General features: G+C 45.8%; 24 protein-coding genes. 11 read left to right on the top strand and 13 right to left on the bottom strand.

Annotated features, from left to right (window positions below):
- Positions 1-227: 227 nt before the first annotated feature.
- From MHN02_RS00700 to cutA, 3 genes are all read right to left on the bottom strand, one after another.
- Positions 228-1,037, bottom strand: coding sequence for a M23 family metallopeptidase (locus tag MHN02_RS00700; RefSeq protein ID WP_239244108.1), 810 nt, complete (start codon positions 1,035-1,037; stop codon positions 228-230).
- A gap of 115 nt (positions 1,038-1,152) precedes the next feature.
- Positions 1,153-2,952, bottom strand: coding sequence for a protein-disulfide reductase DsbD (locus MHN02_RS00705; protein ID WP_239244288.1), 1,800 nt, complete (start codon positions 2,950-2,952; stop codon positions 1,153-1,155).
- Positions 2,953-3,102: 150 nt separating this feature from the next.
- Complete coding sequence (gene cutA, locus MHN02_RS00710; RefSeq protein ID WP_014951272.1) at positions 3,103-3,417, bottom strand: divalent-cation tolerance protein CutA; 315 nt, start codon at positions 3,415-3,417, stop codon at positions 3,103-3,105.
- Between the two features lie 214 nt (positions 3,418-3,631).
- Here cutA and MHN02_RS00715 point away from each other — a divergent pair, with 214 nt between their 5' ends.
- The 3 genes from MHN02_RS00715 to groL all read left to right on the top strand — a co-directional run bounded on the left by MHN02_RS00715 (position 3,632) and on the right by groL (position 6,402).
- On the top strand, positions 3,632-4,156 hold the full coding sequence (locus MHN02_RS00715) for an FxsA family protein (protein ID WP_239244110.1): 525 nt from the start codon (positions 3,632-3,634) through the stop codon (positions 4,154-4,156).
- Positions 4,157-4,433: 277 nt separating this feature from the next.
- Complete coding sequence (locus MHN02_RS00720) at positions 4,434-4,724, top strand: co-chaperone GroES (RefSeq protein ID WP_012520088.1); 291 nt, start codon at positions 4,434-4,436, stop codon at positions 4,722-4,724.
- Positions 4,725-4,764: 40 nt separating this feature from the next.
- On the top strand, positions 4,765-6,402 hold the full coding sequence (gene groL / locus MHN02_RS00725; protein ID WP_239244112.1) for a chaperonin GroEL: 1,638 nt from the start codon (positions 4,765-4,767) through the stop codon (positions 6,400-6,402).
- A gap of 90 nt (positions 6,403-6,492) precedes the next feature.
- Here groL and MHN02_RS00730 read toward each other — a convergent pair whose 3' ends face one another.
- From MHN02_RS00730 to MHN02_RS00745, 4 genes are all read right to left on the bottom strand, one after another.
- Positions 6,493-8,316, bottom strand: a complete 1,824-nt coding sequence (locus tag MHN02_RS00730; RefSeq protein WP_014980669.1) for a DUF885 domain-containing protein — start codon at positions 8,314-8,316, stop codon at positions 6,493-6,495.
- Between the two features lie 81 nt (positions 8,317-8,397).
- Positions 8,398-8,781, bottom strand: a complete 384-nt coding sequence (locus tag MHN02_RS00735) for a hypothetical protein (protein WP_014980668.1) — start codon at positions 8,779-8,781, stop codon at positions 8,398-8,400.
- Positions 8,782-8,829: 48 nt separating this feature from the next.
- Complete coding sequence (locus MHN02_RS00740) at positions 8,830-9,027, bottom strand: hypothetical protein (RefSeq protein WP_239244114.1); 198 nt, start codon at positions 9,025-9,027, stop codon at positions 8,830-8,832.
- Positions 9,027-9,770 (bottom strand): helix-turn-helix domain-containing protein, encoded by a 744-nt coding sequence (locus MHN02_RS00745; RefSeq protein WP_239244116.1) that lies wholly within the window; start codon positions 9,768-9,770, stop codon positions 9,027-9,029. Before MHN02_RS00745 ends, MHN02_RS00740 begins: the two co-directional genes overlap by 1 nt.
- Positions 9,771-10,286: 516 nt before the next feature.
- On the opposite strand from MHN02_RS00745, the gene MHN02_RS00750 reads away from it, so the two are divergent.
- The 6 genes from MHN02_RS00750 (at position 10,287) to cyoE (ending at position 15,856) form a co-directional block, all read left to right on the top strand.
- The gene (locus tag MHN02_RS00750) at positions 10,287-10,694 is read left to right on the top strand and encodes a hypothetical protein (RefSeq protein WP_239244118.1); all 408 of its coding nucleotides are present in this window, start codon (positions 10,287-10,289) and stop codon (positions 10,692-10,694) included.
- A gap of 150 nt (positions 10,695-10,844) precedes the next feature.
- On the top strand, positions 10,845-11,786 hold the full coding sequence (cyoA, locus tag MHN02_RS00755) for a ubiquinol oxidase subunit II (RefSeq protein ID WP_014999973.1): 942 nt from the start codon (positions 10,845-10,847) through the stop codon (positions 11,784-11,786).
- A gap of 2 nt (positions 11,787-11,788) precedes the next feature.
- Positions 11,789-13,777, top strand: a complete 1,989-nt coding sequence (cyoB, locus tag MHN02_RS00760) for a cytochrome o ubiquinol oxidase subunit I (protein WP_014980664.1) — start codon at positions 11,789-11,791, stop codon at positions 13,775-13,777.
- Entirely contained in the window at positions 13,774-14,391 is a 618-nt protein-coding gene (gene cyoC, locus MHN02_RS00765) for a cytochrome o ubiquinol oxidase subunit III (RefSeq protein WP_014977735.1), read from the top strand. The genes cyoB and cyoC overlap by 4 nt, the downstream gene beginning before the upstream one ends.
- Complete coding sequence (gene cyoD, locus MHN02_RS00770) at positions 14,391-14,762, top strand: cytochrome o ubiquinol oxidase subunit IV (protein ID WP_012520077.1); 372 nt, start codon at positions 14,391-14,393, stop codon at positions 14,760-14,762. Before cyoC ends, cyoD begins: the two co-directional genes overlap by 1 nt.
- Positions 14,763-14,959: 197 nt before the next feature.
- Entirely contained in the window at positions 14,960-15,856 is an 897-nt protein-coding gene (gene cyoE, locus MHN02_RS00775) for a heme o synthase (protein ID WP_239244120.1), read from the top strand.
- Between the two features lie 90 nt (positions 15,857-15,946).
- On the opposite strand, the gene MHN02_RS00780 is transcribed toward cyoE, so the two are convergent.
- On the bottom strand, positions 15,947-16,453 hold the full coding sequence (locus tag MHN02_RS00780; RefSeq protein ID WP_272492273.1) for a YgjV family protein: 507 nt from the start codon (positions 16,451-16,453) through the stop codon (positions 15,947-15,949).
- A gap of 186 nt (positions 16,454-16,639) precedes the next feature.
- On the opposite strand from MHN02_RS00780, the gene ppiC reads away from it, so the two are divergent.
- Positions 16,640-16,921, top strand: a complete 282-nt coding sequence (gene ppiC / locus MHN02_RS00785; protein ID WP_012520075.1) for a peptidylprolyl isomerase PpiC — start codon at positions 16,640-16,642, stop codon at positions 16,919-16,921.
- Between the two features lie 92 nt (positions 16,922-17,013).
- Here ppiC and MHN02_RS00790 read toward each other — a convergent pair whose 3' ends face one another.
- The 3 genes from MHN02_RS00790 to MHN02_RS00800 form a co-directional block, all read right to left on the bottom strand.
- Positions 17,014-17,760: a hypothetical protein gene (locus MHN02_RS00790; RefSeq protein WP_239244122.1), complete on the bottom strand. Its 747-nt coding sequence runs from the start codon at positions 17,758-17,760 to the stop codon at positions 17,014-17,016.
- Between the two features lie 176 nt (positions 17,761-17,936).
- On the bottom strand, positions 17,937-19,043 hold the full coding sequence (locus MHN02_RS00795) for a FecR domain-containing protein (protein ID WP_239244124.1): 1,107 nt from the start codon (positions 19,041-19,043) through the stop codon (positions 17,937-17,939).
- Complete coding sequence (locus MHN02_RS00800; protein WP_039229032.1) at positions 19,036-19,626, bottom strand: sigma-70 family RNA polymerase sigma factor; 591 nt, start codon at positions 19,624-19,626, stop codon at positions 19,036-19,038. The genes MHN02_RS00795 and MHN02_RS00800 overlap by 8 nt, the downstream gene beginning before the upstream one ends.
- A 210-nt stretch (positions 19,627-19,836) precedes the next feature.
- Here MHN02_RS00800 and MHN02_RS00805 point away from each other — a divergent pair, with 210 nt between their 5' ends.
- On the top strand, positions 19,837-23,001 hold the full coding sequence (locus MHN02_RS00805; RefSeq protein ID WP_239244126.1) for a TonB-dependent receptor: 3,165 nt from the start codon (positions 19,837-19,839) through the stop codon (positions 22,999-23,001).
- A 35-nt stretch (positions 23,002-23,036) separates the two neighbouring features.
- Here the strand turns inward: MHN02_RS00805 and MHN02_RS00810 are convergent, their stop codons facing one another.
- A complete protein-coding gene (locus MHN02_RS00810) occupies positions 23,037-23,219 on the bottom strand; it encodes a DUF6435 family protein (protein WP_239244128.1) in 183 nt (60 codons plus the stop codon).
- A 164-nt stretch (positions 23,220-23,383) separates the two neighbouring features.
- Positions 23,384-25,711: a TonB-dependent hemoglobin/transferrin/lactoferrin family receptor gene (locus MHN02_RS00815; protein ID WP_239244130.1), complete on the bottom strand. Its 2,328-nt coding sequence runs from the start codon at positions 25,709-25,711 to the stop codon at positions 23,384-23,386.
- Positions 25,712-25,779 lie beyond the last annotated feature (68 nt).

Raw genomic sequence — 25,779 nt, forward strand, 5'->3', positions numbered from 1 at the left:
AAAGCCAATTAATTTTCTTGTCTACTGTGTTAATTGCTGATTATAGTGATAGATAAAGATTTCGCAGCAAAATACTGGTCTAATCAGGTGTTTTCGGCGCAAAGTTTATTGGAAAGTTTGCTTATTTGCTGCCTGTGAAACCGCAGCATGCTGCACTCTCAGAAGGCATTAGTGGGGGATGAGATGGCAGTTTTAACGAAAAGTATCAGTATGTATTGCTATAAATGCTAAGGCGAGGCCTTAGTTAGGGCGCTGTCGAGGGAAAACGGCACACTCACGTACTTACCATGGAATTTGGCTACATAAATGCCAAAGTGAAGGTGGGGTAAGGAAGAAAACCCCGTATTGCCAGTATAACCGATAAGCTGCCCGCGCTTTACAGTTTGCCCTCTTGTTACTACTACACCTTTATATTTCAGGTGGTAGTATTCGCCGGTGGTTCCGTCGCTATGAAGAATAACAACGTAGTTAGCGTATTTTGCAAACTTCGGCGTTGGCCCGCCTTTCGTGCCGTCATCTTTCGTGTCGATCACTACGCCTTCCCGGGCGGCTAAAATAGGTGTACCTACAGGCGCGGCAAAATCGAGAGCATATCTTGACGCCCCAGAATGACTAAAATTGCCGTTAAAGCCTTGAACAATAAGGTATTTGCTAGCTGGTTGTAGCGGTGGCAGATACGTATAGGCGTTGTCGTGTATCGCGTCTACGCGCCCCACCGTCCATTTAACGCGCATAGATGCCCAGAATGCGTCGGCATTTTTTACTACGCCAAGGGGCACTTGGTCATTGGTATCTAAAAATGCGTTAACGTGGGTTTTTGATCTAAGCTCCCCATTGCCTGTGGGAATGTCTTGCATCACATTGGAATACAGAGTTAGCGCTACGGGCAATTCTACTTTTCTCTGTACTGAGACTAAATAAAGAGAAGAAGACGAAGGCGTAAGCTCAAAACAAAAGCGTTTGTTATCAAAGCACCCCGTGGTTTTCGCTGTTACTGATAGGGAAAAAGTGAGCGAAATAAATAAGAAGGCCAGCATTGAATCCAACCTTCTTTTCTGAACCCCGTTTCTACCCAAGATAAAGAGAGCGGCGCTTCGCACCGCTCGCCATACTCGCCATATGAGAAGAGGAAAGTCCTGGAATCGACGCGCCTTAGTCCAAGCGACCACTTTGACCGTCATTAGTGTTAGACCCATTGTTAAGCCACTCGTTTACGTGACCGGCAAAGGCGTCTGCTTTCATAAACCCGGTGACACGAGCTTTGGTTAGCTCGTCGCCGTTTTCGTCAAAGAACAAAATGGTAGGCAGGCCTAGCACAGTAAAGGTGTCAAAAATCTCCTGACGTTCTGGTGTGTTATCGGTAAGGTCCATTTGCATCCATACCGTATTGCTAAGTGCAGATACAACTTTCTCGTCAGGAAACGTGTACTTTTCGAACTCCTTACAGGCTACGCACCAGTCGGCGTACAAATCGACCATCACGGTTTTACCTTTTGTGTTAGCCGCCGCTATTTTATTACGTAAGTCTGCCAAGTCTCGCGCAACAACAAAGTCTGGATGCCCTGCGTGGACACCATCAGAGTGCTCGCCCCAAAGCCCTGTGTTTAGCCCTGCTTGATAAGTAAGGCCAGCACTTCCCATAATGCCTATTGCCACCACAACAGCACGTACAAGCTTCATCAGTGAGTTTTTGCTGGCGCGATTGAGTACCCAGTAGTAACCGAATAAACCGAAGCCAAGCAATCCCCATAGGAAGCCAGTGGCTCGGCTATTATATAAACGCTCAATAAACACAATGGCCACGGCAAGCATCATAAAGCCGAAAGTCACCTTAACCACATTCATCCAGTTACCTGCTTTAGGTAGGAGTCTTCCACCTGTCATGCCGAACAGAATAAGTGGAACGCCCATACCAATACTTAACAAGTAAAGAGAAATAAAACCTAGCGTCATATCGCCAGTTTGGGCGATGAATAACAATATGCCGGTTAGCGGGGCCGTCGTGCAGGGCGAAGCGATAAGGCCAGACAATACACCCATAACAAATACACCTGCGAAACTGCCGGGCGTTTGATTGTTACTCATGTGAGTGAGCTTTTCTTGATACTTTGCCGGTAGCTGAATTTCAAAGCCACCAAACAGGGCAACGGCAAGCGCCACAAATAGCACAATGAATACGCCCAGCACCACAGGGTGTTGCAGCGCAGCCTGAAACTGCGCGCCGGCTACCGCAACCACTAATCCAAGCAGCGAGTATGTAATTGCCATGCCTTGTACATAAACAAAGGTTAGCCAGAATGAATGCGATGCGGTTTTAGGTTTGCCCTGACCAATCACAATGCCCGACACAATGGGGTACATGGGGAACACGCAAGGGGTAAAAGCTAAGCCTACACCTAGTGCAAAAAATAGAGCTAAAGTGAGAGTAAGGTTATCTTTATCGATTAGCCTTTGCGCTAAATCGAACTGCTCGCTTTGCGAAGAGGCCGCTGCGTCATTTGATTCTGAGGTCGTATCTGTATCAGCAACTGCACTGCTTCCCACTTCGTTTAAATACACGACTTTCACTGTGGGCGGGTAGCAAAGCCCTGCGTCAGCGCAGCCTTGATAGCGAATTTTTACTACGCCGTCACTGCTCGCTGACTCAATGGGTAAGGTAATAGATACGCCGTTGTAAAACACTTCAGACTCGCCAAAAAACTCATCCTGAATCATTACCCCACTTGGGTACTTAGGCTCGCCAATTTCGGCTTGTTTCGCCACAAACTTAAACTGCTTTAGATACAGATAATAGCCTTCCGCAATATCGAAGCTTACCGTAAGCACGTCGCCTTTTTGGTTGAAATCAAACGCAAACGCTTGGTCTACATCTAAAAACTGGGGTTCATCCACGAACGGATCGTCAAAGGCATTGGGCACCTGAGCCAAGGCGAACGAGCTTAATAACGTCATTAAACAAAATGCTGAAAGTACATAAGCGTTAAAGCGACGAAACAGTGAAGCTGATACAGTGCCTGATGGGAAAGAAGGTAAAGTCATAAAGTTACAGTTCATTTTTATCTATTTTGCGTTGTCGTTATTTTTATTAGAATTACGTTTTAACTAGCGCTGTAGCGTGGTTTGTAACCACTGGCCGTAAGCGCTGCTAGCCTCAGCATTAAGTTCTAACCATTCAGGGACATCGTACGGATGTAGTTCGCTTACTCTATCGAAGGCCTGTAAAACGTGTTGTGTGTTCGTTTTAATAAGCAGTTGGCACTCTGCGTCGGTTTCCACCTTCCCCTGCCACTCATAAACGGACTCTATACCCTTGATTATGTTGACGCAGGCGGCAAGCTTTTCTTCAACGAGCGTGCTGGCAATTAACTGCGCTGTCTTTTCATCGGGCGTGGTGCACAATACAAGCTTAATTGTCATAAACGTTTCCTACTTTATTTCGCGCCTGTTACTTTGCTAGTGGGTCGATATGTAATTGACCTGAAAAGTCGCACTATTCTTTCATAGCTACAGTATATCACGGTCGTTATCGGTCGCTTTAAGTGGCTATTTAAGCGAAAGGGTGGGCACCTTTTCTTGTTATTACGTACAAAGACCCTATAACAGGTTATGAATACATGAAAGAGGAAGCATTTTGCGGGTTTTATTTATACTGTTTGCCCTATTACCTATTTTAGAGATTGCGTTGCTGATAAATGTGGGCAGCGTGATCGGTGGTTGGAATACCGTTGGCTTGGTACTTCTTTCTGCCTTTATTGGTGCTTACTTTGTTAAACGCGAAGGCGTGAGTACACTGCAAACTGCACAAGAAAAAATGCAGCGAAATGAAGTGCCAGGAAAAGAACTAGTTGAAGGCTTGATGCTGGTGGTTGCGGGTGTTTTACTTGTGACGCCAGGCTTTATTACCGATATTTTCGGCTTCTTATTGGCAATGCCAGGCTCTCGTCACTTCTTTGCTGCTCAGGTCAGTAAGCACATGAAAATGCGTGTTGTTGCTGCGGGGATGGGGCCGGGAACTGCAGGCTTCGGACAGGGTCAGTCACCGTTTGGGCAAAGTCCTTTCGACCAGCGTCCACGTTCACATAATAGCGATGGTGATGTGTTTGAAGGTGAGTACACCGATCACACCACTAACGATTCAGATAAGCGCTTAAAATAGCGAGCCCCAACGCCCTCTCCATCAGGTTATGAGCGCCGTTTACCGCGATAAACGGCGTTTACTTGCCCAATAAAAAGAAGTATTTAGAGAAAAAACCAATTTTTTTACATTTTTTTGCTTAAAAACCCTTGAAGTTATCTGGGTACTACCCCATCTATCCGTGCAGAAACGATTTTAACTGCTCAGCAATGAGCAACCTTAAACACACGGCATTTAGATTGTCTGAATGTCGATAATTACATTCATTTGAATAGTGGAATTTTCAGGAGACTTGAAAATGGCAATTCGTCCTTTACACGACCGCGTAATCCTTAAGCGCGCAGAGCAAGAAAGCAAATCTGCAGGCGGTATCGTTCTGACTGGTTCTGCAGCAGAAAAATCTACACGCGGCGAAGTAATCGCAGTAGGTAACGGTCGCATTCTTGAGAACGGCGAAGTTAAAGCGCTAGACGTTAAAGTAGGCGACACCGTTATTTTCAACGACGGTTACGGCGTTAAAACAGAAAAGCTGGATGGTGAAGAAGTACTAATCCTAAGCGAAAGCGACATTCTAGCGATTGTTGAGTAATTACAACTAACGTTAAAACGAATTTTAGAGGAATTTAATCATGGCAGCTAAAGAAGTACGTTTTGGTGATGACGCTCGCAGCAAAATGCTAAAAGGCGTAAACACACTAGCTAACGCAGTTAAAGTAACACTAGGTCCAAAAGGCCGTAACGTTGTTCTAGACAAGTCTTTCGGTGCACCTACTATCACTAAAGATGGTGTGTCTGTAGCGAAAGAAATCGAGCTTGAAGACAAGTTCGAGAACATGGGCGCGCAGATGGTAAAAGAAGTTGCGTCTAAAGCGAACGACGAAGCAGGTGACGGTACAACTACTGCTACTGTACTTGCGCAAGCAATTGTTACTGAAGGTCTTAAGAGCGTTGCAGCGGGTATGAACCCAATGGATCTTAAGCGCGGTATCGACAAAGCAGTTGCGGCAGCAGTTGAAGAGCTTAAAGCCCTTTCTACTGACTGTGCAGACAGCAAGTCTATCGCTCAAGTAGGTACTATCTCTGCAAACTCTGATGCAGAAGTTGGCGACATCATTGCTCAGGCAATGGAAAAAGTAGGTAAAGAAGGTGTTATCACTGTAGAAGAAGGTCAGGCACTTCAAAACGAACTAGACGTTGTAGAAGGTATGCAGTTCGACCGCGGTTACCTATCTCCATACTTCATCAACAACCAAGAAAACGGTACTGTTGAACTAGACAACCCGTTCATCCTTTTGGTTGACAAGAAGATTTCTAACATCCGCGAACTACTTCCTACCCTTGAAGGCGTAGCGAAAGCGGGTAAGCCGCTAATGATCATCGCTGAAGATGTTGAAGGCGAAGCGCTTGCTACACTAGTAGTTAACAACATGCGCGGTATCGTTAAAGTTGCAGCGGTTAAAGCACCAGGTTTCGGTGACCGTCGTAAAGCAATGCTTCAAGACATCGCTATCCTAACTGGCGGTACAGTAATCTCTGAAGAAATTGGTCTAGACCTTGAAAAAGTTCAGCTTGAAGACCTAGGTACTGCTAAGCGCGTAGTTATCAACAAAGACAACACAACAGTTGTTGACGGTAACGGCGACCAAGAAGCGATTGAAGGCCGTTGTGCTCAAATCAAAGGTCAAATTGAAGACTCTACGTCAGACTACGACAAAGAGAAGCTCCAAGAGCGTCTAGCTAAGCTTTCTGGCGGTGTTGCAGTAATTAAAGTTGGTGCAGCAACTGAAGTTGAAATGAAAGAGAAGAAAGACCGCGTAGAAGATGCACTACACGCAACTCGCGCAGCGGTTGAAGAAGGTGTGGTACCTGGTGGTGGTGTAGCACTAGTTCGCGCAGCAGCGAAGCTTTCTGACCTAACGGGCGACAACGACGACCAAACAGTAGGTATTAAGCTTGCACTACGTGCAATGGAAGCGCCTCTACGTCAAATCTCTATTAACTCAGGTGCAGAAGCATCAGTAGTTGTTAACGAAGTGAAGAACGGTGAAGGTAACTACGGTTACAACGCAGGTAACGACACTTACGGCGACATGCTAGAGATGGGTATCCTTGACCCAACTAAAGTAACGCGCTCTGCACTACAGTTCGCCTCTTCAATTGCTTCACTAATGATCACAACTGAAGCAATGGTAGCTGAACTACCTAAAGAAGACGCACCAGCAATGCCTGATATGGGCGGCATGGGCGGAATGGGCGGCATGATGTAATCATCCCCCAAGCTTAACGCTTAAAAGAAAGGCGCTGCTCATAGAGCAGCGCCTTTTTTGTTTGTGAGACAAATCTAGAGCGTTACAGGGCTATGCGCCCTGTTTTTCTGCAATATACTCGTCCACCAATTCTTCAAGAATGGCAAGTGGCACGGCACCGTTTTTAAGTACCACGTCATGGAAATCGCGTAAGTCGAACTTATCGCCTAATTCTTGTTTCGCTTTCTCACGAATTTCTAAAATCTTAATCATGCCCACTTTGTAAGAGGTGGCCTGACCCGGCATAACAATATAGCGCTCAATTTCAGATGTAACGTCGCTAAGCGCCATACCTGTGTTGCGTACCATATAGTCAATTGCCTCTTCACGGGTCCAACGTTTATCGTGAATACCCGTATCTACCACTAAGCGTACTGCTCTGAATAGTTCAGCTTGAAGGCGCCCCAAGTTATCTAAAGGTTTATCTTGAAAACCCATCTCCCATGCCAGGTATTCTGAATACAAAGCCCAGCCCTCGGTGTAGGCAGTAAAAGGCGACATTTTGCGAATAAAGGGCATGCCTTCAAGTTCCATCGCTAAGGCTACCTGGAAATGGTGGCCTGGGATGCCTTCGTGATAGGCCAATGTGCGCATGCTGTACTTAGGCGTCGCTTTAATATCATATAGGTTGGCATAAAATCGCCCCGGGCGAGAGCCATCAATAGCGGGCTGCTGGTAGTAGGCGCCTGGCGCGGTTTTCTCTTTAAACTCCGGAATACGTACCACTTCCATGCCGGCCTCAGGGCGAATTCTAAATACATCACTTATACCTGCATCAATCTCATCAAGTATGGTTTGGTAATCTTTTAGAATTTGCTCGCGGCCTTCATCACTGTCTTCGTAATAGTGAGAAGGGTCGGCGGCTAACGCGTCCATCGCGCTAGAGAAGCCCTGAGTTATGTCGTAGCCTTCACCAGCAAGAATAGTCAACATTTCGCCCTGAATTCTTGCTACCTCTTTTAAGCCTAGGTTGTGAATTTCATCGGCAGTCATGTCGGTGGTAGTGAAAAAACGCAGCGCATTGGCGTACACTTTGTCGCCGTCAGGTAAATGCCAGTAGCCGTGGTCATTGCCAGCTTTGGCTTGAAGCGTGGTGAAGTAATCTATAAATAGCTGGTAGGCGCGGTCAACGTCATCACCTATGACTGTTTGAGCTTCAGCTAAAAATGCGTCTTGCTGTTCCGCAGAGATTTCTTCAGCCTTAGACATCTTTTCTTTCAGTGAGCTGTAAAGAATATTCTCTTCTATTGGCGAAGATATAAAGCCATTCATTTCATCTAGTACGCGGTCTATCACGAAGCGCGGAGGGATAATGCCTTTTTCTTCACGAAGCTTAAGCCCTTCAAGTACTTGCGCGAATTTCTCGTCTACGGCACGCAAACGGCTTAAATAGTTCTCTACGTCGGTAGCATCATTAATCTGATGCTGACCTTCCATAAAGCTTGGAAACCCGTTTTGTACACCGAAAAGCTGGTTTACTGGGTAGCTGTGATACTGAAACGGCTCGTTACTAATGAGATAATCAAGCAAGTACAGCGTGATTTCTTTTGAAAGCTTCTCATCGTCGTTTAAATCTTCGTCGTCATACGCTAAAACTTTTTCTCGTATATCATGAGCTTTTACAAACAAGGCTTCATTTTTTTCTTGGCTAACGTCATCAAGCTCGGCGTTGTGGCCTTTAATGCCCATTGATTCTAAAAAACCGAGAGAGGTTAAGGTTTCAGGACTATCAAAAGCTACTTTCACCATTTCTCGGTTAAGTAGGTTATTAAAGTAAAAAGGTTTATCCGCATACCACTCGTGCGCAGCAAAAGTACCGCCTGCCAATACAATTACCAGTAAACCAGTACCAATCCATTTAAAAAATCGTTTCATCGTTATTATTGTCCGAATTTTATCCAACGTTTACGTTAACGGAAAAACTTAATAAAAGTAAATGGTAATTATGAACCCGGTTTAAAAAGAAAGGCGAACTTCATTACTGCCACCCCAAATGCCGCCATAGCCATGGCTACCTTTGTGATGCCCCGCGTTGTTTAAACTCTCTGATAATATGCTGTATTGCAGTGTAAAGCGCTGATTATTGTAGAACGAACCTACCTCGTCTTTTGACCAACTGAGCGAGCAGTGATCGATGATGACGTCAGTAGTGTTTCTTACAGTGACCGCGTCGCCTTCTTTACTGTCTTTCCCTGGCCTAAAACGCATGTGACGAATAATAACCTGGTTAGCTTCAACGCTTGTTGATGCGCCAGAAATTACAATTCCGTGGGGAGATGTCTGTCCTGCAATGGTGACGTTGCCATGTTTTATTTCTAAATCCTTTTCTAGCGCTATCACGCCAGACACATTAAAGACAATTAGTCTGGGATAGTCTTGCGCAATAGCTCATCGCAATGTTCCCTCTTGTGGGCTTTTGGCATTATCAGACAAAGAGCTAACAACTAACACTTTTCCTTGGTTTCCACCTTGTGTGTATTTTCCGAACCCCAGCGCACCTTCAAACGCCAATGATTGTGCGTGACAGTTAGACAAGGCGAGAAACGCGACGAAAGCGACAATCAGTTGAATTGGAATATATTTCATTACTGCATGTCCTGCTCGTAAGGGTGGGCACCGGTGGTTGGTTGGCGGGCGATGTCTTTGAGTTTAGCGCTCCATGCTTGGAGTACCTTAACGTCGTGGATCATACCCTCTAGTTCTATTGCTAAAATTGATACAAGCTCTCCATCTCGCATAAAGACGGGCACGGCAACAAGCGTTACGTTGCGCGGTGCAAAGTGGCTGACGGCATAGCCTCTGGTACAAGTTGTTGCTCGTAATTTCGCGGCTTGTTGTTCATCAAAGTTTGCGGGGTGTGTGCTGTCGTTCATGTTTTGATACTTGGGATGGTAGGCCAACATGACGTGACCCGCAGCAGATTCAAATAAGGGCAGTTTTGTCCCTGGCCTAATTGTTGTTATTTGCTTTTCTCTGGCATCTAAAACGTCAATTACAAACGCGCAGTAGTCGCCTAATGTGCAGATGATTGCGCTAGCGTTGGTTGCAGCTATAAGTTTCGAAAGCGCAGGTGCAGTGATTCTCTGAACGTATCTGCTGCGCGAGTTAGCGGCGCTAATTTCGTAAATGCGTGTGCCATAGAAGTATTTTGTACCACGCTTTTCGACTACCCGTTCGCTGGTTAATGTTCTAAGTAATCTAAATACTGATGTGCGGGGAAGTTTAAGCGCTGACTCAATTTCAGAGGCACTTAAACCCGAGCGAGACTCGGCGATGGCTTGACATAGCTGCAGCGCCTGCATAACACTGGGAATAACATACCTTTCCATCTTTTTGCGATCCCGAAATCAAGATAATATTGCTCGATATTAACACGAATTAAACAAAATGCTACCGGTGGCATTTTAAATTATTGATGATTTTTAAATCAATTACATTGAGAAAAGAGAGAAAACTGTCGTGCAACTCATCGCATCCATAAGAAGGTTAACGCTTTATCAACCGCGTCCGGTAAGCGGTTTAATTTTGTATATTTAAAACAAAAAATTAACATGTGTAGGTGCTGTCGAGGTGCAAGTTGAAGGCTCAGCGAGCGAAAAAGTGAATGAATGCCTGACATATACGCTAAGGGCGACGATAAATCTGTGGAAGCAGAGTCTTACCTTTTGAATGTTAATAAAATAGTCATTTGTGTCTGGTGCTTTAATTACTAGGTCTTTTTAGCCTGTCAATAGGTGGCTTGTACTTGTCCTTATTTGAGATTACTCTGCCACGCCTGCTTTCTCATTCTCATTTGAAGCAGCGTTAAACTTAGAGCATTGTTCTTGTAAGGCATTACATTCTATATGGCACCACGTTCTTTCGTTTTTTTAGACGAACTGAATTCTTCGATTAGACCCGCAATAAACTACACCAGTGGTGTAGGCGCTATGCTGTGGTTGGCTAATCTGGTGTTACTGCTGAACATTGCGCTAGTTATCAGTGGTACCTTGGCTGACTCGGCAGAATTTGTCAGTGCGTTTAATGAAAGTTTGGTTGTAGAGCCTTTTTTCATTGCACTGGCCAATCACACGCTGTCGCAATTTATTGTTCCCACTATTGCATTAGTGTTAGTTGGTCTCTTGGTAAAAGCCACGGCTATAGCAAAGGCGCAAATAACAAAACAGCGCCGACCTATTTCTTACCTTTGCCCTACATTCCCCCAGCCTTTTGTTCAGACGGTTGGCAGTAGAGCGCCCCCACTTTTTAGTTAAACGTCTCCGATTTGATTATCTAACGCCGAAAGCGTTGCGCAGTATGTGTGACAAAGCTTTACCGGTGTGTTTTTCGATGCTGTAACGCTGCCATTCTCTATTAAGCGGCCCAGTCATCGCCGTTTAACTTGTGGGTTATAGGAACTTGTTTTGTCTATTCGTAACCTTTTTACTTTAATTGTTGCTGGTGCAGGGCTGACGTTGGCCGGTTGCAGCGGTGGCGTGCTTGACCCTAAAGGGCAAGTGGGTATGGATGAAAAGAATCTGATTATTCTTTGCACCATCCTCATGCTGATTGTTGTTGTTCCCGTTATTTTTCTTACGCTTTACTTTGCGTGGAAGTATCGCGCTAGTCGCGATTTCGAAATTTATACCCCTAAATGGGCACATTCGACCAAAATAGAAGCGGTGGTGTGGTCCATTCCAATTCTCATTGTCGTGTCGTTGAGTGTGATCACCTGGCGCTCTACTCACGCACTCGACCCTTATGCACCGCTAGAAGGTCAAGGAGAGCATCTTACTGTCGAAGTAGTCTCGCTCAACTGGAAGTGGCTGTTTATTTACCCTGAACAAGGTATCGCAACGGTCAATGAATTGGTGTTTCCAGCCAATAAACCCGTTGCGTTTAAGATTACTTCTGAAAGCACCATGAATTCGTTTTTTATTCCTCAGCTAGGAAGCCAGATTTATTCCATGGCGGGAATGGAAACCAAGCTTCATCTTATTGCCGACGAGCCAGGTACGTACAAAGGCATTTCTTCAAATTACAGCGGTGCGGGATTCACTGGAATGAAGTTTAACGCTATTGCCACACCTACCGAGGATGACTTCGAGGCGTGGGTTGCCAGCGTTAAGCAGTCGCAAACATCGTTAACGTCAGGTGCCTACAAGCAGCTTGCTGAGCCAAGCGAAAACAATCCGGTGACCTATTTCAGCAAAGTCGATGACGGTTTATTTCATAACATTGTTATGAAATACATGAAAGATCACGGCTCTATGGATTTCTACAACAAGCCGGAAAATGCCGCCATGGGCGAACATCACGCCATGCCTGAAATGCAACACAGCCATCACCAAGAGGATGCACAATAACCATGTCTTTATTAGGTAAATTATCTATTGAGGCCGTGCCCTATCACGAGCCGATTATTATGGTGACACTTGCTGTTGTGGCAGTGGTGGGTGTGGTCATTGCCATGCTTATCACCAAGCACAAACAGTGGGGAACCCTATGGTTTGATTGGATAACGTCTGTCGACCACAAACGTCTTGGTATTATGTACATTGTGTTGGCTATGATCATGCTGCTGCGTGGCTTCGCCGACGCCATTATGATGCGTACTCAGCTTGCAATGGCAACCAATGGTGCGCCCGGGTATCTACCGCCAGAGCATTACGACCAAATCTTCACAGCCCATGGCGTTATCATGATTATCTTCATGGCGATGCCGTTTATGATTGGGTTGATGAATATCATTTTGCCACTACAAATTGGTGCTCGCGATGTGGCGTTTCCATTTTTAAATAACTTAAGTTTTTGGCTGACCGCAGGTGGCGCAATTCTAGTAAATGTGTCTTTGGGGTTAGGTGAATTCGCAAAAACAGGGTGGGTTGCTTATCCGCCGCTAGCCGGGTTGGAGTTTAGTCCCGGGGTTGGCGTCGACTATTACATATGGGCCCTGCAGATATCCGGGCTCGGTACGCTGCTAACCGCCGTAAACTTCTTAGTTACCGTGTTTAAAATGCGTGCGCCCGGCATGAAGTTAATGCAAATGCCTATTTTCACCTGGACCTGTACGTGGGCGAACATTCTGATTGCTGCTTCGTTCCCTATTCTTACGGCTGTGTTAGCTATGCTAACCTTAGACCGCTACATGGACTTCCACTTCTTCACGAATGAAGCCGGTGGTAACTCGATGATGTATATCAACCTGTTCTGGGCGTGGGGACACCCTGAGGTTTATATTCTGGTACTGCCTGCATTTGGTATTTTTTCAGAAGTTATATCTACGTTTACCGCTAAGCGCCTGTTTGGCTACAAGTCGATGGTGTATGCGTCGGGTGCCATTGCCATTCTTGGTTTTATTGTTTGGCTGCACCACTTCTTTACCATGGGGTCGAGCGCCAATGTGAATGCCTTCTTCGGCATTATGACCATGGTTATTGCCGTACCCACGGGCGTGAAACTGTTTAACTGGCTATTCACCATGTATCGCGGTCGCTTAATATTGAGTGTGCCTGTACTGTGGACGTTAGGCTTTATGGTGACCTTCACCATTGGCGGCATGACAGGGGTGTTACTTGCTATTCCAGGTGCTGACTACGTACTTCATAATAGCTTGTTTCTCATTGCGCACTTTCACAACACCATTATTGGTGGTGCGGTATTTGGCTATCTGGCTGGCTTTGCGTTTTGGTTCCCGAAAGCCATGGGCTTTAAGCTTGACGAAAAAACCGGAAAAGCAGCCTTTTGGTGCTGGCAAATTGGTTTCCTTTTGGCGTTCATGCCCCTATATGTGCTTGGCTTTTTGGGTATGACACGCCGCTTAAATCACACCGACAATCCTGACTGGAATATCTGGTTATACATTGCTGCATTTGGTGCGTTTGTTATAGCAATTGGTATTTTCTTCCAGCTACTTCAGTTGTTTGTAAGCTTCAAAAACAAAGAGAAGCTTAACGATACAACGGGCGATCCGTGGAATGGTCACACGCTAGAGTGGTCAACGGCGTCACCGCCTCAATTTTACAATTTTGCCAAGATTCCTCACATCAAAGACATTGATGCATGGACGGATATGAAGGAGCGCGGCGAGTCGTATCAACGCCCTGAAAAATACACACCTATTCATATGCCAAAAAATACTTCAGCCGGAGTTTTCATGAGCATGAGCTTTACCCTGATGGGCTTTGCGCTTATCTGGCATATTTGGTGGCTTGCTGTTGTCGGTTTAGTGGCAGGAATAGGAGTATTTATTAAGCGTTGCTATACCTCGGATGTTGATTACTACGTGCAGGTAGATGAGGTTGAACGAGTTGAAGCTACGCACTTAAGTGCCAATACAGTGGGAGGTCGCTCATGAGTACTATTGCAACATCAAGCGCCGCATCAATGCCGCATGAACACGCACACGAAGAACATCATGAAAACAACACCGTGTTTGGTTTCTGGTTGTATTTAATGACCGACTGTTTGTTGTTTGCTTCTTTCTTTGCCACCTATGCCGTGCTGTTTATGAATACGGCGGGCGGTGTGTCTGGCAAAGATATTTTCGAGCTCAACTTTGTTGCAGTTGAAACAGCCGCTCTGCTTTTAAGCAGCATTACCTTTGGCTTTGCCATGATATGTGCTCACCGACAAAACAAGTCAGGCGCCCTTGCTTGGCTGGCGGTGACATGGGCACTGGGTGCGTGTTTTATTGGTATGGAGGTGTACGAATTTCATCACCTTATTGAGCATGGCAACGGGCCGCAGCAAAGTGCGTTTCTAACGGCGTTTTTCTCGTTAGTGGGACTGCACGGACTGCACGTTACAGCGGGCCTTATTTGGATGACAATCATGTTTATTGAAGTAACCCGCCGAGGTTTAGGTGAGCAAACTGTTACTCGACTTAGTTGCTTAAGTCTGTTTTGGCACTTCCTCGATATCGTATGGATATGTGTATTTACCGTAGTGTATTTAATGGGGGCAATGTAATGGCGTTACACGATGCAAAATTAGCTTCAAATACGGACGGTCACGCTTCATCGACCCACAATAGTGATGACGCACATGGCGATGTGAAGTCTTATATTATTGGCTTCATTCTATCTGTGGTACTTACCGCTATTCCTTTCACTCTAGTGATGAATGGCGACCTATCTAAAGTTACCACGATTTGGAGCGTGGTAACTTTGGGCTTGGTTCAAATTTGGGTGCACCTTAAATACTTTTTGCACCTTAACTTTGTTACTGAAGAAGGCAGAGCCAATACGTTTTCATTCTTATTCAGTGCGCTTATTATTTTCATGGTGGTTGGGTTATCCGTTTGGATCATCTACGAATCAAACGCCATGATGATGTATTAGCAAATCTCTGTATATGCGTGGTCTAGCCTGACGATCATGTCAGGCTTTTCAATGTGATTAATTCATCGCGGTAAGTACGTTAAGCCCTCATGTTTCGCCCTTCTATTGGTGCAACCTATTTTGGGGGCAACAATGGGGCTTCTCAGTACACCTTGATACGTGTCTAAATGGGCGCGTTCTAAATTTGGATTTTACCCATGACCTCTACTTATAAACGTTACCTCTCAGTTACCAAGCCCGGCATTATTATGGGCAATGCTATTTCGGTAACGGGCGGTTTCTTGCTCGCGTCCCGTGGCGATATAGATTATTGGCTATTGCTCGCAACGCTCATCGGTTTATCGCTGGTGGTGGCTTCAGGTTGTGTCATTAATAACTGCATTGACCGAGATATCGACGGTAAAATGCAGCGCACGGCTAGCCGGGTTACGGTAACAGGCGAGTTGCCATTACTTACTGCGATGTTGCATGGTGCTGTGCTGGGTATTGCAGGGTTCGGCTTGTTAGCAGCTTACACCAACCTTACCGCGGTATTTTTTGCCGCTTTTGGCTACGTCATTTATGTGGGTGTTTACAGCCTGTATATGAAGCGAAATTCGGTCTATGGCACGTTTGTGGGCAGTTTGTCGGGGGCCGTTCCGCCCGTAGTCGGTTATTGCGCCGCGAGCGGTCAGTTTGATATGGCTGCGGCTATTTTGCTGGGTATGTTCAGCATTTGGCAAATGCCCCATTCTTATGCCATCGCTATCTTTAGATATAAAGACTATAAGGCGGCTGGCATTCCCGTATTACCTGTATCGCAAGGTATTGCGAAAGCAAAACGCCATATCGTCCTTCATATTGCGTTATTTGCTTTAGTGGTAATGCTGCTTCCACTTAGCGGTTATACAGGTATTGGCTTTTTAACAGTAGCTTTCGCAACAAGCCTTTGGTGGCTGTTAATGGCGCTGCGCGGATACAGACCCGACATCAACGTAGAAGGCTGGGCAAAACGTGTTTTTGGTTTCTCCATTGTGAATATAACGCTGTTATCCGTCGCTATGTCACTCGACTATCATACGTCAGTAACGAGTCTGTTTGCGCTCTCGTTCTAATTGACGTGTTTCGACTCACTCCACGAGGTTGGCTTGAAAGCTTCCAATGCAGTGTGCGTATAGCAACGCATTCACTTTGGGCAATCAGGCCTAACCGAGTGCTTTTTGCCCTCTGTACAAGCGAATAATGGTGAAGCTATTAACTGCCAGTAGCGTAGCTTCAAGCAGGGTGCCGCCAATAGAGCCGACAATAATATTGTTAGTTAGCCAACATATAGCGCCGCACAAAAACGCTAAACGCATGCGTATTCCCGACAAACAAAACAAGGCATAAGTGCCTATACACGTGCCCAAAATAGGGAATAAGTCGTACCAAACTTCGGCCAAATACAGCCCGGCTGCTAGCGATATCAATATAAACAGGTAGGCGACATTTCTGGAGCGAGTTTTAATTGAAATGCCTGTTCTTATCACTGAAAGCAAGGCACTTAAGCATGCGGTAACGGCACCAAGTAGCGCAAAATGCAGGGCGTGATTTAAATTCATCACCACCATCATTATTCGCAGGTGCTGATCATCACGCTGATAAAAGCACAAAATGCCAAGCGCAAAACTCAGCATTCCTATCGCTTGGGCCAAGTCGAATTCTGGTAACAAAAGGGAAGGCTCGTCAATGATTGATAAAGGTTAACGATACGCAGTTTTTAAACAGCAGAGTAGCCTTTACATCGCTTTTTTAACCCAACACATCACATTGACTAATGGCAGGTGGGTTGTTCACTAGGGTATACTTAGCGTGCACGATATTATTCTTAAACCCCCGAGACAAATTAGGTCCTTTCCATGGCAACGGCATCCGCACTTCACATTTTGGTTAAAACAGAGAAAGAAGCGCTTTCTATTTTAGAGCAGCTTAAAAAGGGTAAGGATTTTGCGACGTTAGCAAAGCGTCATTCTAAATGCCCGTCGGGCAAGCGTGGCGGCGATCTTGGTGAATTCCGTAGAGGCCAAATGGTAAAAGCCTTCGACGATGTGGTATTTAAAAAAGACGTGCTCAAAGTACACGGGCCGGTGAAGACCCGTTTCGGCTACCACCTTATTAAAACGCTTTATCGTAGTAATTAAAACCAGAGCCTTTTAAAACCAAAGCCGCTAAAGCCGAAGTAAGCCCGATCCATTCAACAAGCGTTTAAAGTATGTCCTAGCTAATTACCTTGTTAATTGCCCGGCTCCCACTTTTCACCGCATACTGAATTTTTGGTAAATATGGCGTACGGGCTGTTGGTGTCGTGCAGTGAATTGCGTAGCGCTGCGCCGTGATCTACCGTAATAAAAGCTGTGTCAGAGGCCTTACCTTGTTCATCCAGCATAAAGTAGTCGCTGGAGTAGCTTGTTAGCATCATGCGATTGTCGTAACCCATATCGCTTAAGCGAACCCGGGTAATGGCTTTAAATTTAGCATCGGGGTTAGAAAGGCCTACGATTTTCTTAAAAAAGTAGCCTTTATCAGACTGCAGCTGGGAAAAACCATTTAACGTGTTTATCAGGGTTTTTAAATCTATTGCTTCGCGCTGCAGCATGAAGTCGTGCTGGATGGCATTGCCATCTTTTCTAAGGCTGTCTTTCGACGGTGCTTTACCAGCAGTATAGGCCTGCTCTGCTTCCATTGAAGAAAGGTGCGCTTGCCCTTCCTCTGTATAGTGAATCAGTGCGCTCGTATTCATGTTTACGTAGTAGTCGCTGATCCCCGCAGGTACCACTTCAAATAGCATAACATCTGGGGTTACGGCGCCTCGCTCTTCGGGCGTTTGAGGGCCTTTAGCCACGCACTTGTCAGAAATGAAATAGTAATATTGGCCAGCTTCAATGGCGAAAGCTGTATTAGATAGCACCGCGCAGGTGGCCAGAAATAGTAGCCTGGAAGTGAGCTGCTTAATTGCCGTTAAAGTACTGCCTAATTGCATATCAAAGACGCCTTATTGTTTGATGCATTTATCTATCATACCAATGCATGCCGACTGGTATAAGGCGTCATTGTAAGGGGGAGTGGGTAAAAGCGCGAGTTAAGCTTTAGAACGCGCTTTGTGTTTAGTTTGTAGCTCAATAATGCTAAGTAAGAACTTATGAGCCAAACCCACTGTTAACGGGGGCGAAGGACAATAGTGTCGCTAGAGTAGTCTGTAGATATCTGTAAATTGTCGGCAAGGGCGGCAATAAGCGCGTCTACATCATTGGTGTTGAATAGCCCTGCTACTTGCATATTGGCAAGTGCCGCATCACCTAAAACGACCGTTTTATCCGTATATCGGCTTACTTCTTCAATCACGTCAATTAATGGCTCGCCGCGAAATACAATCTTGCCCTCACGCCAGCTTAAATCATTCGCGATATCTTCATCTGACACGGTCTCAACGGTGCTGTTAGGCAAAGATAAAAGTGATTTTTCACCTTGAACTAACGTCAATGGCTGAGCCTGCGGTTTAATAATTGGATCAATAATGCTTTCGCCATTCGCTTTGTTAAGTGTATAACTGGCGACTTCTACCACGCCTTCGGTAACTACCAGTTCAAGGTCGCCGCGGTGATATTGCACATTAAAAGCAGTACCAACCGCCTGTATGGCTTTACCGGCTGCAAGTACATTGAGCGGGCGGGATTTGTCTTTCGCCACTTCGATATGAAGCTCACCTTTGACAAGCTGAATAATCCGTGAGGTTTCAGTAAAAGCGATGTTCACTTGAGAGTTGGTATTAAGCCATAGTGTACTGCCGTCCTCTAAGCTAATGCTCTTGTGCTCGCCCGGTTTGGTCGAGGCTTGTAACGAGTAGCTTGCCATTTGTGAAACAGGTTCGGTTTGGTTAGACGGCGAGAATAAATTTAGCCCCTGATAACTTAACAGCCCGACCATTAAAAACGAGGCAGCAATGGCCAGCGGGCGCTTCCAAGTCACGCTGTTGTTTGCTTTGTGTTTGATGCTAGGCTCAGGTGTATGAGGTACGATCTCAGCCAGTTCGCTAAGCACCGACATCTTGTCCCACAAGGCTACCATTTCGAGGAAGGTGTCTCGATGCAATGGCGTTGTAAGCCATGTTTTTAGCGCTTGCTTTTCTTCGGCATCAAGCCCTTCGTCGAGTTTCACTAGCCATTCGCTAGCGGCATCAAGCACACGCTCATCGCTATTAAACTGTACAACGTTGCTATTGGTGTCTGACTTAGCGTTTTTTGTTTCGTTTGTTGAACTATTCATGGGCGTCTCTCTTTACATCCGCCGTACTGTGTTGCCCACCACTTTGATAAGCATTCGGCCGTGTATGCGACGTCGTTTGTCGTCGCATAAATAAGGTGCATCTTTTTATCCCTTCAGCAATATGCTTTTCCACGGTTTTTTCGCTTATCTCTAATTCTTGGGCAATCTCTTTAAGAGAGTAGCCATACACTTTCTTCAATACAAATGCGCGCCTGCATTGCTTGGGAAGGGCGCGCACTGCGTCACAAAACAACTTAAACTCTTGCTGGGTGGCGTTGTTGTGAAATGTTTCATCTTCAACACCGCTAATTGCGCTTTCCAGTGCTGCCGCAACCTCTACGCTGTCGTCTACCATGCGTGTTTCTGCACGCTTCAAGTGATCGTAGGCCAAGTTTTTTGCGGTTTTAAACAAAAACGACTTGGGCTCTTTAATATGCTCGGTAGATTTCGCCTGACACAAGCGAACATACGTATCCTGCAGTATGTCATCTACTTCTTTAGGCGGCACAAGGCGCGACAGCATTTTGGCCATCGAGCCGCGCGCCGACATATAGGCATTATGTATGGCTGTTTCTATGGGCATATTGTTATTTTTTATCGTTGTTACTTACTAAGACGACAGCCACGCTATTTTCCCCCAGTATTTTCAACATTATCGCTCAAAAATTAAATTTGTTAATGGGTTGTATATAATGCGACGCTAGTTTAAAACAACACCAACAATAACGTGTAGGGTGACGCATACGCATCACACACTCTAATAATCAATAATAACAATAGCGTAAAACCGAATATGCCTGTGGCAAATGAACCATTCGACACAATAATCATGCTGCCTTTTAAACCTAAAGCTTTAACGGTTGCATTGTGCATGATGTCGTTCGGCGCAAGTCACACTGTTATTGCGCAGTCAGTGCTGCCCCACCAACAAGCAGAAGTGATTACACAGAATACATCGCCGGTCTCCGCAATAGATTTCGCTATTCCTGCACAAAGTGCAGACGAGGCAATCATCGCGTTTGCCAATCAAGCCGAGCTGACCGTAGCCTTTCCCTTCAATAAAGTCAGGCATATTTTTGCAAATGAAGTAAGTGGTAACTATACGCCACAAGTAGCAATAGAAAAGCTTTTGGCTGGTACAGGCCTGAGTGCTGATATTGTCGATAACACCCGAATAAAAATAGTGCCTGCTAGCGATAGTGATGAAAACAATCACTTGCTTGGTCGTCTTTTTAACGCCATTACCGCACAAGACGATAGCTTGGTGACCGTACCTGACGAGCAAGGTAGTTACGATATTGAATACATTGAAGTAAGGGGATTACGAGCGCGTGTTGCTCAATCGGTGGGTATTAAACGCAACGCGAACGTCATCATTGATACTATTCAGTCGGTGGATATGGGCAAGTTTCCCGATCAAAACCTCGCAGAAGCGCTGCAGCGTGTGTCTGGCGTATCTATCGACCGCGCAGAAGGTGAAGGTCAACTTGTTACAGTGAGGGGGTTTGGGCCGGAATTTAATCGGGTGTTATTAAATGGCAGGCCTATGGCAACCGATAAGCTCGGGCGCGAATTCAGCTTTGATACACTGGCCTCTGAGATTGTCAGCAGTGCAACCGTACACAAACAGAGCCAGGCGACCATGCAGTCAGGTGGCATCGGCGCTACGATTGATGTTCACACCGCTAAACCTCTTTCTTTCAAGGGAATGCGGGCGGCTGGCAGCATCAAAATGCAGTACGATACTAACTCGCAACAATATGCGCCTTCTACCTCTGCTATGTTCAGCAACACTTATTTGAATAACTCGTTTGGCATTCTAGCCTCTTTTACTCAACACAAGCGTCAAGCGCGACTAGAAGAAGCGCAAATTGATGGTTGGTTGGTAAATACTAACGTACCTGAAAGTGAGCTATCTGATGACGTTTCTACGCTATATGTGCCCAGGAATTACGATCAAAGAGTACGCTTTGACGATAGAACCCGTACGGGGTCTGCGCTCGTTTTACAATATCGACCTAACAACAAGCTTGAGCTTACGGCTGATTATCTGGGGTCAACATTTGATGTTGAAACCTCAGCAACCTCAATGGGGCATTGGTTTACATCGAGCAACCTTGAAGATGTTACGGTGGATGAAAACGGCACGGCGGTGGCTTTTTCACAAAATAGCGGGCATGCCACCGACTTTCACGCGCGCACATTTAACCGTTCATCGACTTTGAGGAGCTTCGGTTTTGCAGCGAACTACATCGCAAGCGATAGCGTAATTGTTGATGCTGATCTGTCTTACTCAATGGCCAATGTCGATGACAACAATGGAGAGGGTAATTCTCTCTCGCTTATCGGTTATCTAAATCGCTCTTCATTCGATCATCGTCAGTCGAATATATTGCCCGCAATATCGGGCTTTGAACAAGCCAACCCCCGTCAGGTAAATGCCTTGGGGGAGCCGGTTGGCGTGTCCCATTACTTAGATCCAGCCAACGGCCGTTCCCACGTGATGTTGCGCAGAGGGTGGAGTATTGATGACGATATAGGGCAAGCAAAAATCAATGTAAGTGTGCTTGGGGATGAAAACTGGTTTAGCAAAATTGAGGTTGGTGGAGCATTAACTCAGCGCGAAAAAGCCAACGAAAGAAGAGACAACGAAGCAGACGCAAGACACTGCAGTTTTTGCGGCTATTTTGATGCACCAGATATTCCCGATAGCTTCCAAACCATATTTGACGCAGGCGACGATTTTCTAGGCTCAATTAGTGGGCATGAGAACATACCTCATCAGTGGCTGCGCCACGACGGTGATACATTATTCCGTTACTTGGAAAACGCTGGGGATGTCAGTCTAGCCGCTGAAACACGGGGAAGCTCTTTCGCTGTTAAAGAAACAGTGTATGCGGGGTATATTCAAACCGCTATTGAGAAGGACTACGCGCCTTGGTTTATCGATGTGCATGCAGGGCTACGTGCTGAGTACACTGACGTAAAGGTAAGCGGTGTCGATGAGCAGTTATCGGCGTTAGTTATTTTAGACCAAACCGAACTGGGGCAAGAGTTTGGCGCCTCGGTAAATATTGATAAATCGTCAAGCTACACCAATCTTTTACCCAGCGTGAGTGTTAAAGCCAGCTGGTTAGATAGTTGGGTATTTCGCGCAGCTTATAATCACAGTATCACCCGCCCAACCTTAGAACAAATGGCGCCGGGCGTCACTTACACCACCACGCGACAAGGTGGTGATCTGCGGGCGCGTATCGGAAACGCACAGCTATTGCCCTTTGAGGCAAAAAACATTGATTTGGCCATTGAGCATTACTACCAGGAAAATAGCTATATATCGGCAGGTTACTTTAGAAAAACGGTAGATAATTTCATTGTTAATGAAAGCAGTACACAAACCTTTAATAACGTGACTGACCCTAGCACCGGCTCAAATCCAAACGCGGTTGATGATGCTGATGCATTAGCGCAGTTTTCCGTAATATCTCCTAGCAACGGTGAGTCTGCAACGGTTGAAGGGGTAGAGGTAGCAGTACAGCATTTGTTTGGCGAGTCAGGGTGGGGAATTCAGGCCAATGCGAGCTTTGTAGACAGCAACGCTGAATTAGACACCGCCAATATCCGTTCAACCTTCGCACTTACAGGGTTGTCGGGTGCAAAAAACATGGTGCTTTTTTATGAAAAAAATGCGCTGCAATGGCGGGTGGCCTGGAACCAGCGAGAAGGGTTCTTGCAATCACTGAACCAAACCCAAAGCACCGAGCCTACCTTTGTTAGCCCCTACAAGCAGTGGGATATGAGCCTTTCATACCAATTTAGCCCGAGGGTTTCTGTATTTTTTGAAGGTATCAATATTACTAACGAAACCGTGCATAAGCGCGGCCGATTCAGCAATCATCTCTTGCTTGTGCAAGACGCGGGGGCGCGCTACGCCTTAGGTGTAAACATCACGTATTAGTATTCGGTCACACGCAATGTGCAAGCGCCTAGCATTTATGTTCCTTGTGTGTTCTTCTCCAGTGTTTCTATTTCTTTCAACAGTTTTTCTGATTGGGCGGTAAGCAATGAATAAGTCTTTATGTCACCGTTTCTTTGCGCGTGCATGGCTTTTTCAAGAAGGGCGTCATACTGCTTTCGCATTTTTTTGGTTGGATTGCTTTTAAAAAGTCCAAACATAGTGAAAGTCCTAAAAAGAGAGATAGCGAGAAAACGTTTGAACAGGAACTTTCGATCACCCATTTTCGTGAACAAACTTTCATAAACATTCATGGGAGAATACTTGAGTGAATAGCAGGCCACTTGGCTAAGTTGAGCCAAGTATGGCCTGCACTTTGGTTACATTAGAACTGGTAAGTGACGTAGGCACTAATACTTCTGCCTGGCTCTGAGTAGCGCTGGTATCCATTACCGCTCACGCCGCCAAAGAAACCACCAGTACCGTCTCTTACACTACTAAGTACTTCCCAGCGGTAATACTCTTTGTCTGTAAGGTTGTAGATCGCCGTGGTAAAGCGCAGGTTTTCAGTAATGTCGTAGTAGGCGAGCAGGTCGAAAACAGCATAGCCTGCAGGCGTATGCGATGGACCTGCGCCGTTGTTCAACGAGGTGTAGCTAAGTTGAGTACTTTCTTCTACCCCTTTACTCAAAATTGCGACAAGTTCTGCGCCCCAATCGCCTTCATCAGATACGTAGCCTAGTCCAACTGTTGCGGTATCTGGCGATACGGTTTCTAAGTCGTCGCCCGCATTGTTAAAAGCAGATGCGGTGTCGTAGGTACCGTCCAATGCCGTATAAGCAAAACGACCTGATACATTATCGGTAAAATGGTAATTGGCCGTAACTTCAAAACCGTCAACAGTCAGTTCGCCCGTATTTTGTGGCTGCGTGAATATATCATCAGTATTCACTACGGTTTCACAACCAAAGCGACCGCACTGCACGGTAGTTACTTCAGTGCCATAAGGCGTTGAATAAGTCTCGTCTTGAATCATGTTAGTGTATTCAGTTCTAAACACCGACACGCTGACATTTCCGTTCTCGAAATCACCAATATAGGTGAGTTCAAAGTTAGTCGACTCTTGAGCATCGAGTTCACTGTTGGCAATGCGGTCAAGGTCAATAAACGTGTTACCAGTTATGATATCGGTGACTTCATCGCCTGAGTTTGTACCAAAATACAAGCTTTGGAGCGTAGGCGCTTGGTAGCCCTGAGCAATTCGAGCATTTATAGAGTGGCCTTTTACGAATTCGTAGGTTGTACCAATCTCACCAACCACCGCACTAAACTCGCTGTCTGTGATACTTAATCCTGTAGGGTCTGAAAATGTGCTGTCTACAGTAGGCGTATATTCGGTTGAATCGTAGCGAAGTCCAAGGTTTACGCTTAATTGCTCGCTAAGTTCAACCGTGTCAGCTAGGTAGGCTGTAATTAACGTTTTTTCGGTTTCTGGAACAAAGCTTTGGTCGCGAATAGGATAGCCGTCTAATATAGGCGAGTCCGCGGTTTGTCCAGCGAACCTGCGGTCAAACATCACCGCTTCTGCGTCCACCTGTTGATAACTAAAGCCATAAATAATCTCATGGTTAAATTCTCCGGTGATTGATTTGGCTAAATCAATATTGAAGCTCAATGAGTCCTGGCTGAAGTTGCGGTCTTCGGTACGCAATATTGCGTCGCCGTCTGCACTGCCGTAAAGAAAGCTGGTTACACCCGATGAAAACAGCTCTTGATAGTTCAATGTCACATCTATGCTGTCAGCAAACGCTAGGCCTAGGTTTTCGTTGTTAAAGAAAAGCCCAATTCGCTCGCGGTTATTTTCATCCGCTGAGGTGAAGTCGAAATAAGAGTCACTTTGGCGAGAAAGAGGTATGCCGTTCGTTTCTCTGTCTGTCTTTTCGTAAACAAAGCCTAGTTGCTGGTGCTCGGAAAAGTTATAAGCAAGTTTAAGTAAAACTGCATCGACTTGATTATCCATCGGGTCAGCCTGACCACGTGCTGAGCCAGAGATATTCTCACCATGGCTGTGGGCCTCTGTTTCGCTACTGTCGCGCATTGTGTATTGCAATAGCGAGTCGAAGTTACCCGTTCTGTTAGCGACGGTGCCGTGTACTAGCCATTCGTCAGAGCGTGCATCAAAACCTGTTTTCAATTTAACGCCTGTAGTATCACCTGTGGCAGGTAAAAAGTCGCTCGCTTCATTGGTCACGTAGGTGACTGAGCCTGCAAGGGAGCCTGGTCCTTGCGCGACAGCACTTGGGCCTTTAGTGATGTTGACGGCTTTTACGTGTTCTAATTCAATTTCGCCGCGGCTCGAACCATACATACCATAAGCGGCGAATGAGCTTGGGTTTAGCGTTTCGCCTTGACCGACGCCATCTACAGTTACTGCTACAGCGTCTCCTTCCAAGCCGCGAATGTTGAAGCCATCGTTACCGAAACGGTTACCCGTATCATTCGTTTGGACCCCTGGGATATAGCGAGCGGTATCTTCAATATTTGTAATTGAGCGCTTTGACAGAGTTTGTGCATCCAGCACGGTTTCGACAGTCGTTGTCAGGGTTTCTTCACTTTTGGCCTTTGTAACTGCCAATTCTGATTGTTGAGCTAGGGCAGGAAGTGTTAGCGCACAGCCAAGCGAAATAGCTACCGTTGAGCGTTTAAATTTCATTGTTCTTTTCCAATTTTTAATAAAAGTGCAAATAATTAGTATTTCGTATCAACGCTAAACCTCCTGTT

It is taken from the genome of Alteromonas sp. CNT1-28, from assembly GCF_022348345.1.
In the GTDB taxonomy this organism is placed as follows: domain Bacteria; phylum Pseudomonadota; class Gammaproteobacteria; order Enterobacterales; family Alteromonadaceae; genus Alteromonas; species Alteromonas macleodii.

Bases quoted from the DNA above. Each gene is read 5' to 3' on its own strand.
- MHN02_RS00700 (WP_239244108.1), bottom strand. From the start codon at position 1,037: ATGCTGGCCTTCTTATTTATTTCGCTCACTTTTTCCCTATCAGTAACA.
- MHN02_RS00705 (WP_239244288.1), bottom strand. From the start codon at position 2,952: ATGACGTTATTAAGCTCGTTCGCCTTGGCTCAGGTGCCCAATGCCTTT.
- cutA (WP_014951272.1), bottom strand. From the start codon at position 3,417: ATGACAATTAAGCTTGTATTGTGCACCACGCCCGATGAAAAGACAGCG.
- MHN02_RS00720 (WP_012520088.1), top strand. From the start codon at position 4,434: ATGGCAATTCGTCCTTTACACGACCGCGTAATCCTTAAGCGCGCAGAG.
- groL (WP_239244112.1), top strand. From the start codon at position 4,765: ATGGCAGCTAAAGAAGTACGTTTTGGTGATGACGCTCGCAGCAAAATG.
- MHN02_RS00730 (WP_014980669.1), bottom strand. From the start codon at position 8,316: ATGAAACGATTTTTTAAATGGATTGGTACTGGTTTACTGGTAATTGTA.
- MHN02_RS00740 (WP_239244114.1), bottom strand. From the start codon at position 9,027: ATGAAATATATTCCAATTCAACTGATTGTCGCTTTCGTCGCGTTTCTC.
- MHN02_RS00745 (WP_239244116.1), bottom strand. From the start codon at position 9,770: ATGGAAAGGTATGTTATTCCCAGTGTTATGCAGGCGCTGCAGCTATGT.
- MHN02_RS00750 (WP_239244118.1), top strand. From the start codon at position 10,287: ATGGCACCACGTTCTTTCGTTTTTTTAGACGAACTGAATTCTTCGATT.
- cyoB (WP_014980664.1), top strand. From the start codon at position 11,789: ATGTCTTTATTAGGTAAATTATCTATTGAGGCCGTGCCCTATCACGAG.
- cyoC (WP_014977735.1), top strand. From the start codon at position 13,774: ATGAGTACTATTGCAACATCAAGCGCCGCATCAATGCCGCATGAACAC.
- cyoD (WP_012520077.1), top strand. From the start codon at position 14,391: ATGGCGTTACACGATGCAAAATTAGCTTCAAATACGGACGGTCACGCT.
- cyoE (WP_239244120.1), top strand. From the start codon at position 14,960: ATGACCTCTACTTATAAACGTTACCTCTCAGTTACCAAGCCCGGCATT.
- ppiC (WP_012520075.1), top strand. From the start codon at position 16,640: ATGGCAACGGCATCCGCACTTCACATTTTGGTTAAAACAGAGAAAGAA.
- MHN02_RS00790 (WP_239244122.1), bottom strand. From the start codon at position 17,760: ATGCAATTAGGCAGTACTTTAACGGCAATTAAGCAGCTCACTTCCAGG.
- MHN02_RS00795 (WP_239244124.1), bottom strand. From the start codon at position 19,043: ATGAATAGTTCAACAAACGAAACAAAAAACGCTAAGTCAGACACCAAT.
- MHN02_RS00800 (WP_039229032.1), bottom strand. From the start codon at position 19,626: ATGCCCATAGAAACAGCCATACATAATGCCTATATGTCGGCGCGCGGC.
- MHN02_RS00805 (WP_239244126.1), top strand. From the start codon at position 19,837: ATGCCTGTGGCAAATGAACCATTCGACACAATAATCATGCTGCCTTTT.
- MHN02_RS00810 (WP_239244128.1), bottom strand. From the start codon at position 23,219: ATGTTTGGACTTTTTAAAAGCAATCCAACCAAAAAAATGCGAAAGCAG.
- MHN02_RS00815 (WP_239244130.1), bottom strand. From the start codon at position 25,711: ATGAAATTTAAACGCTCAACGGTAGCTATTTCGCTTGGCTGTGCGCTA.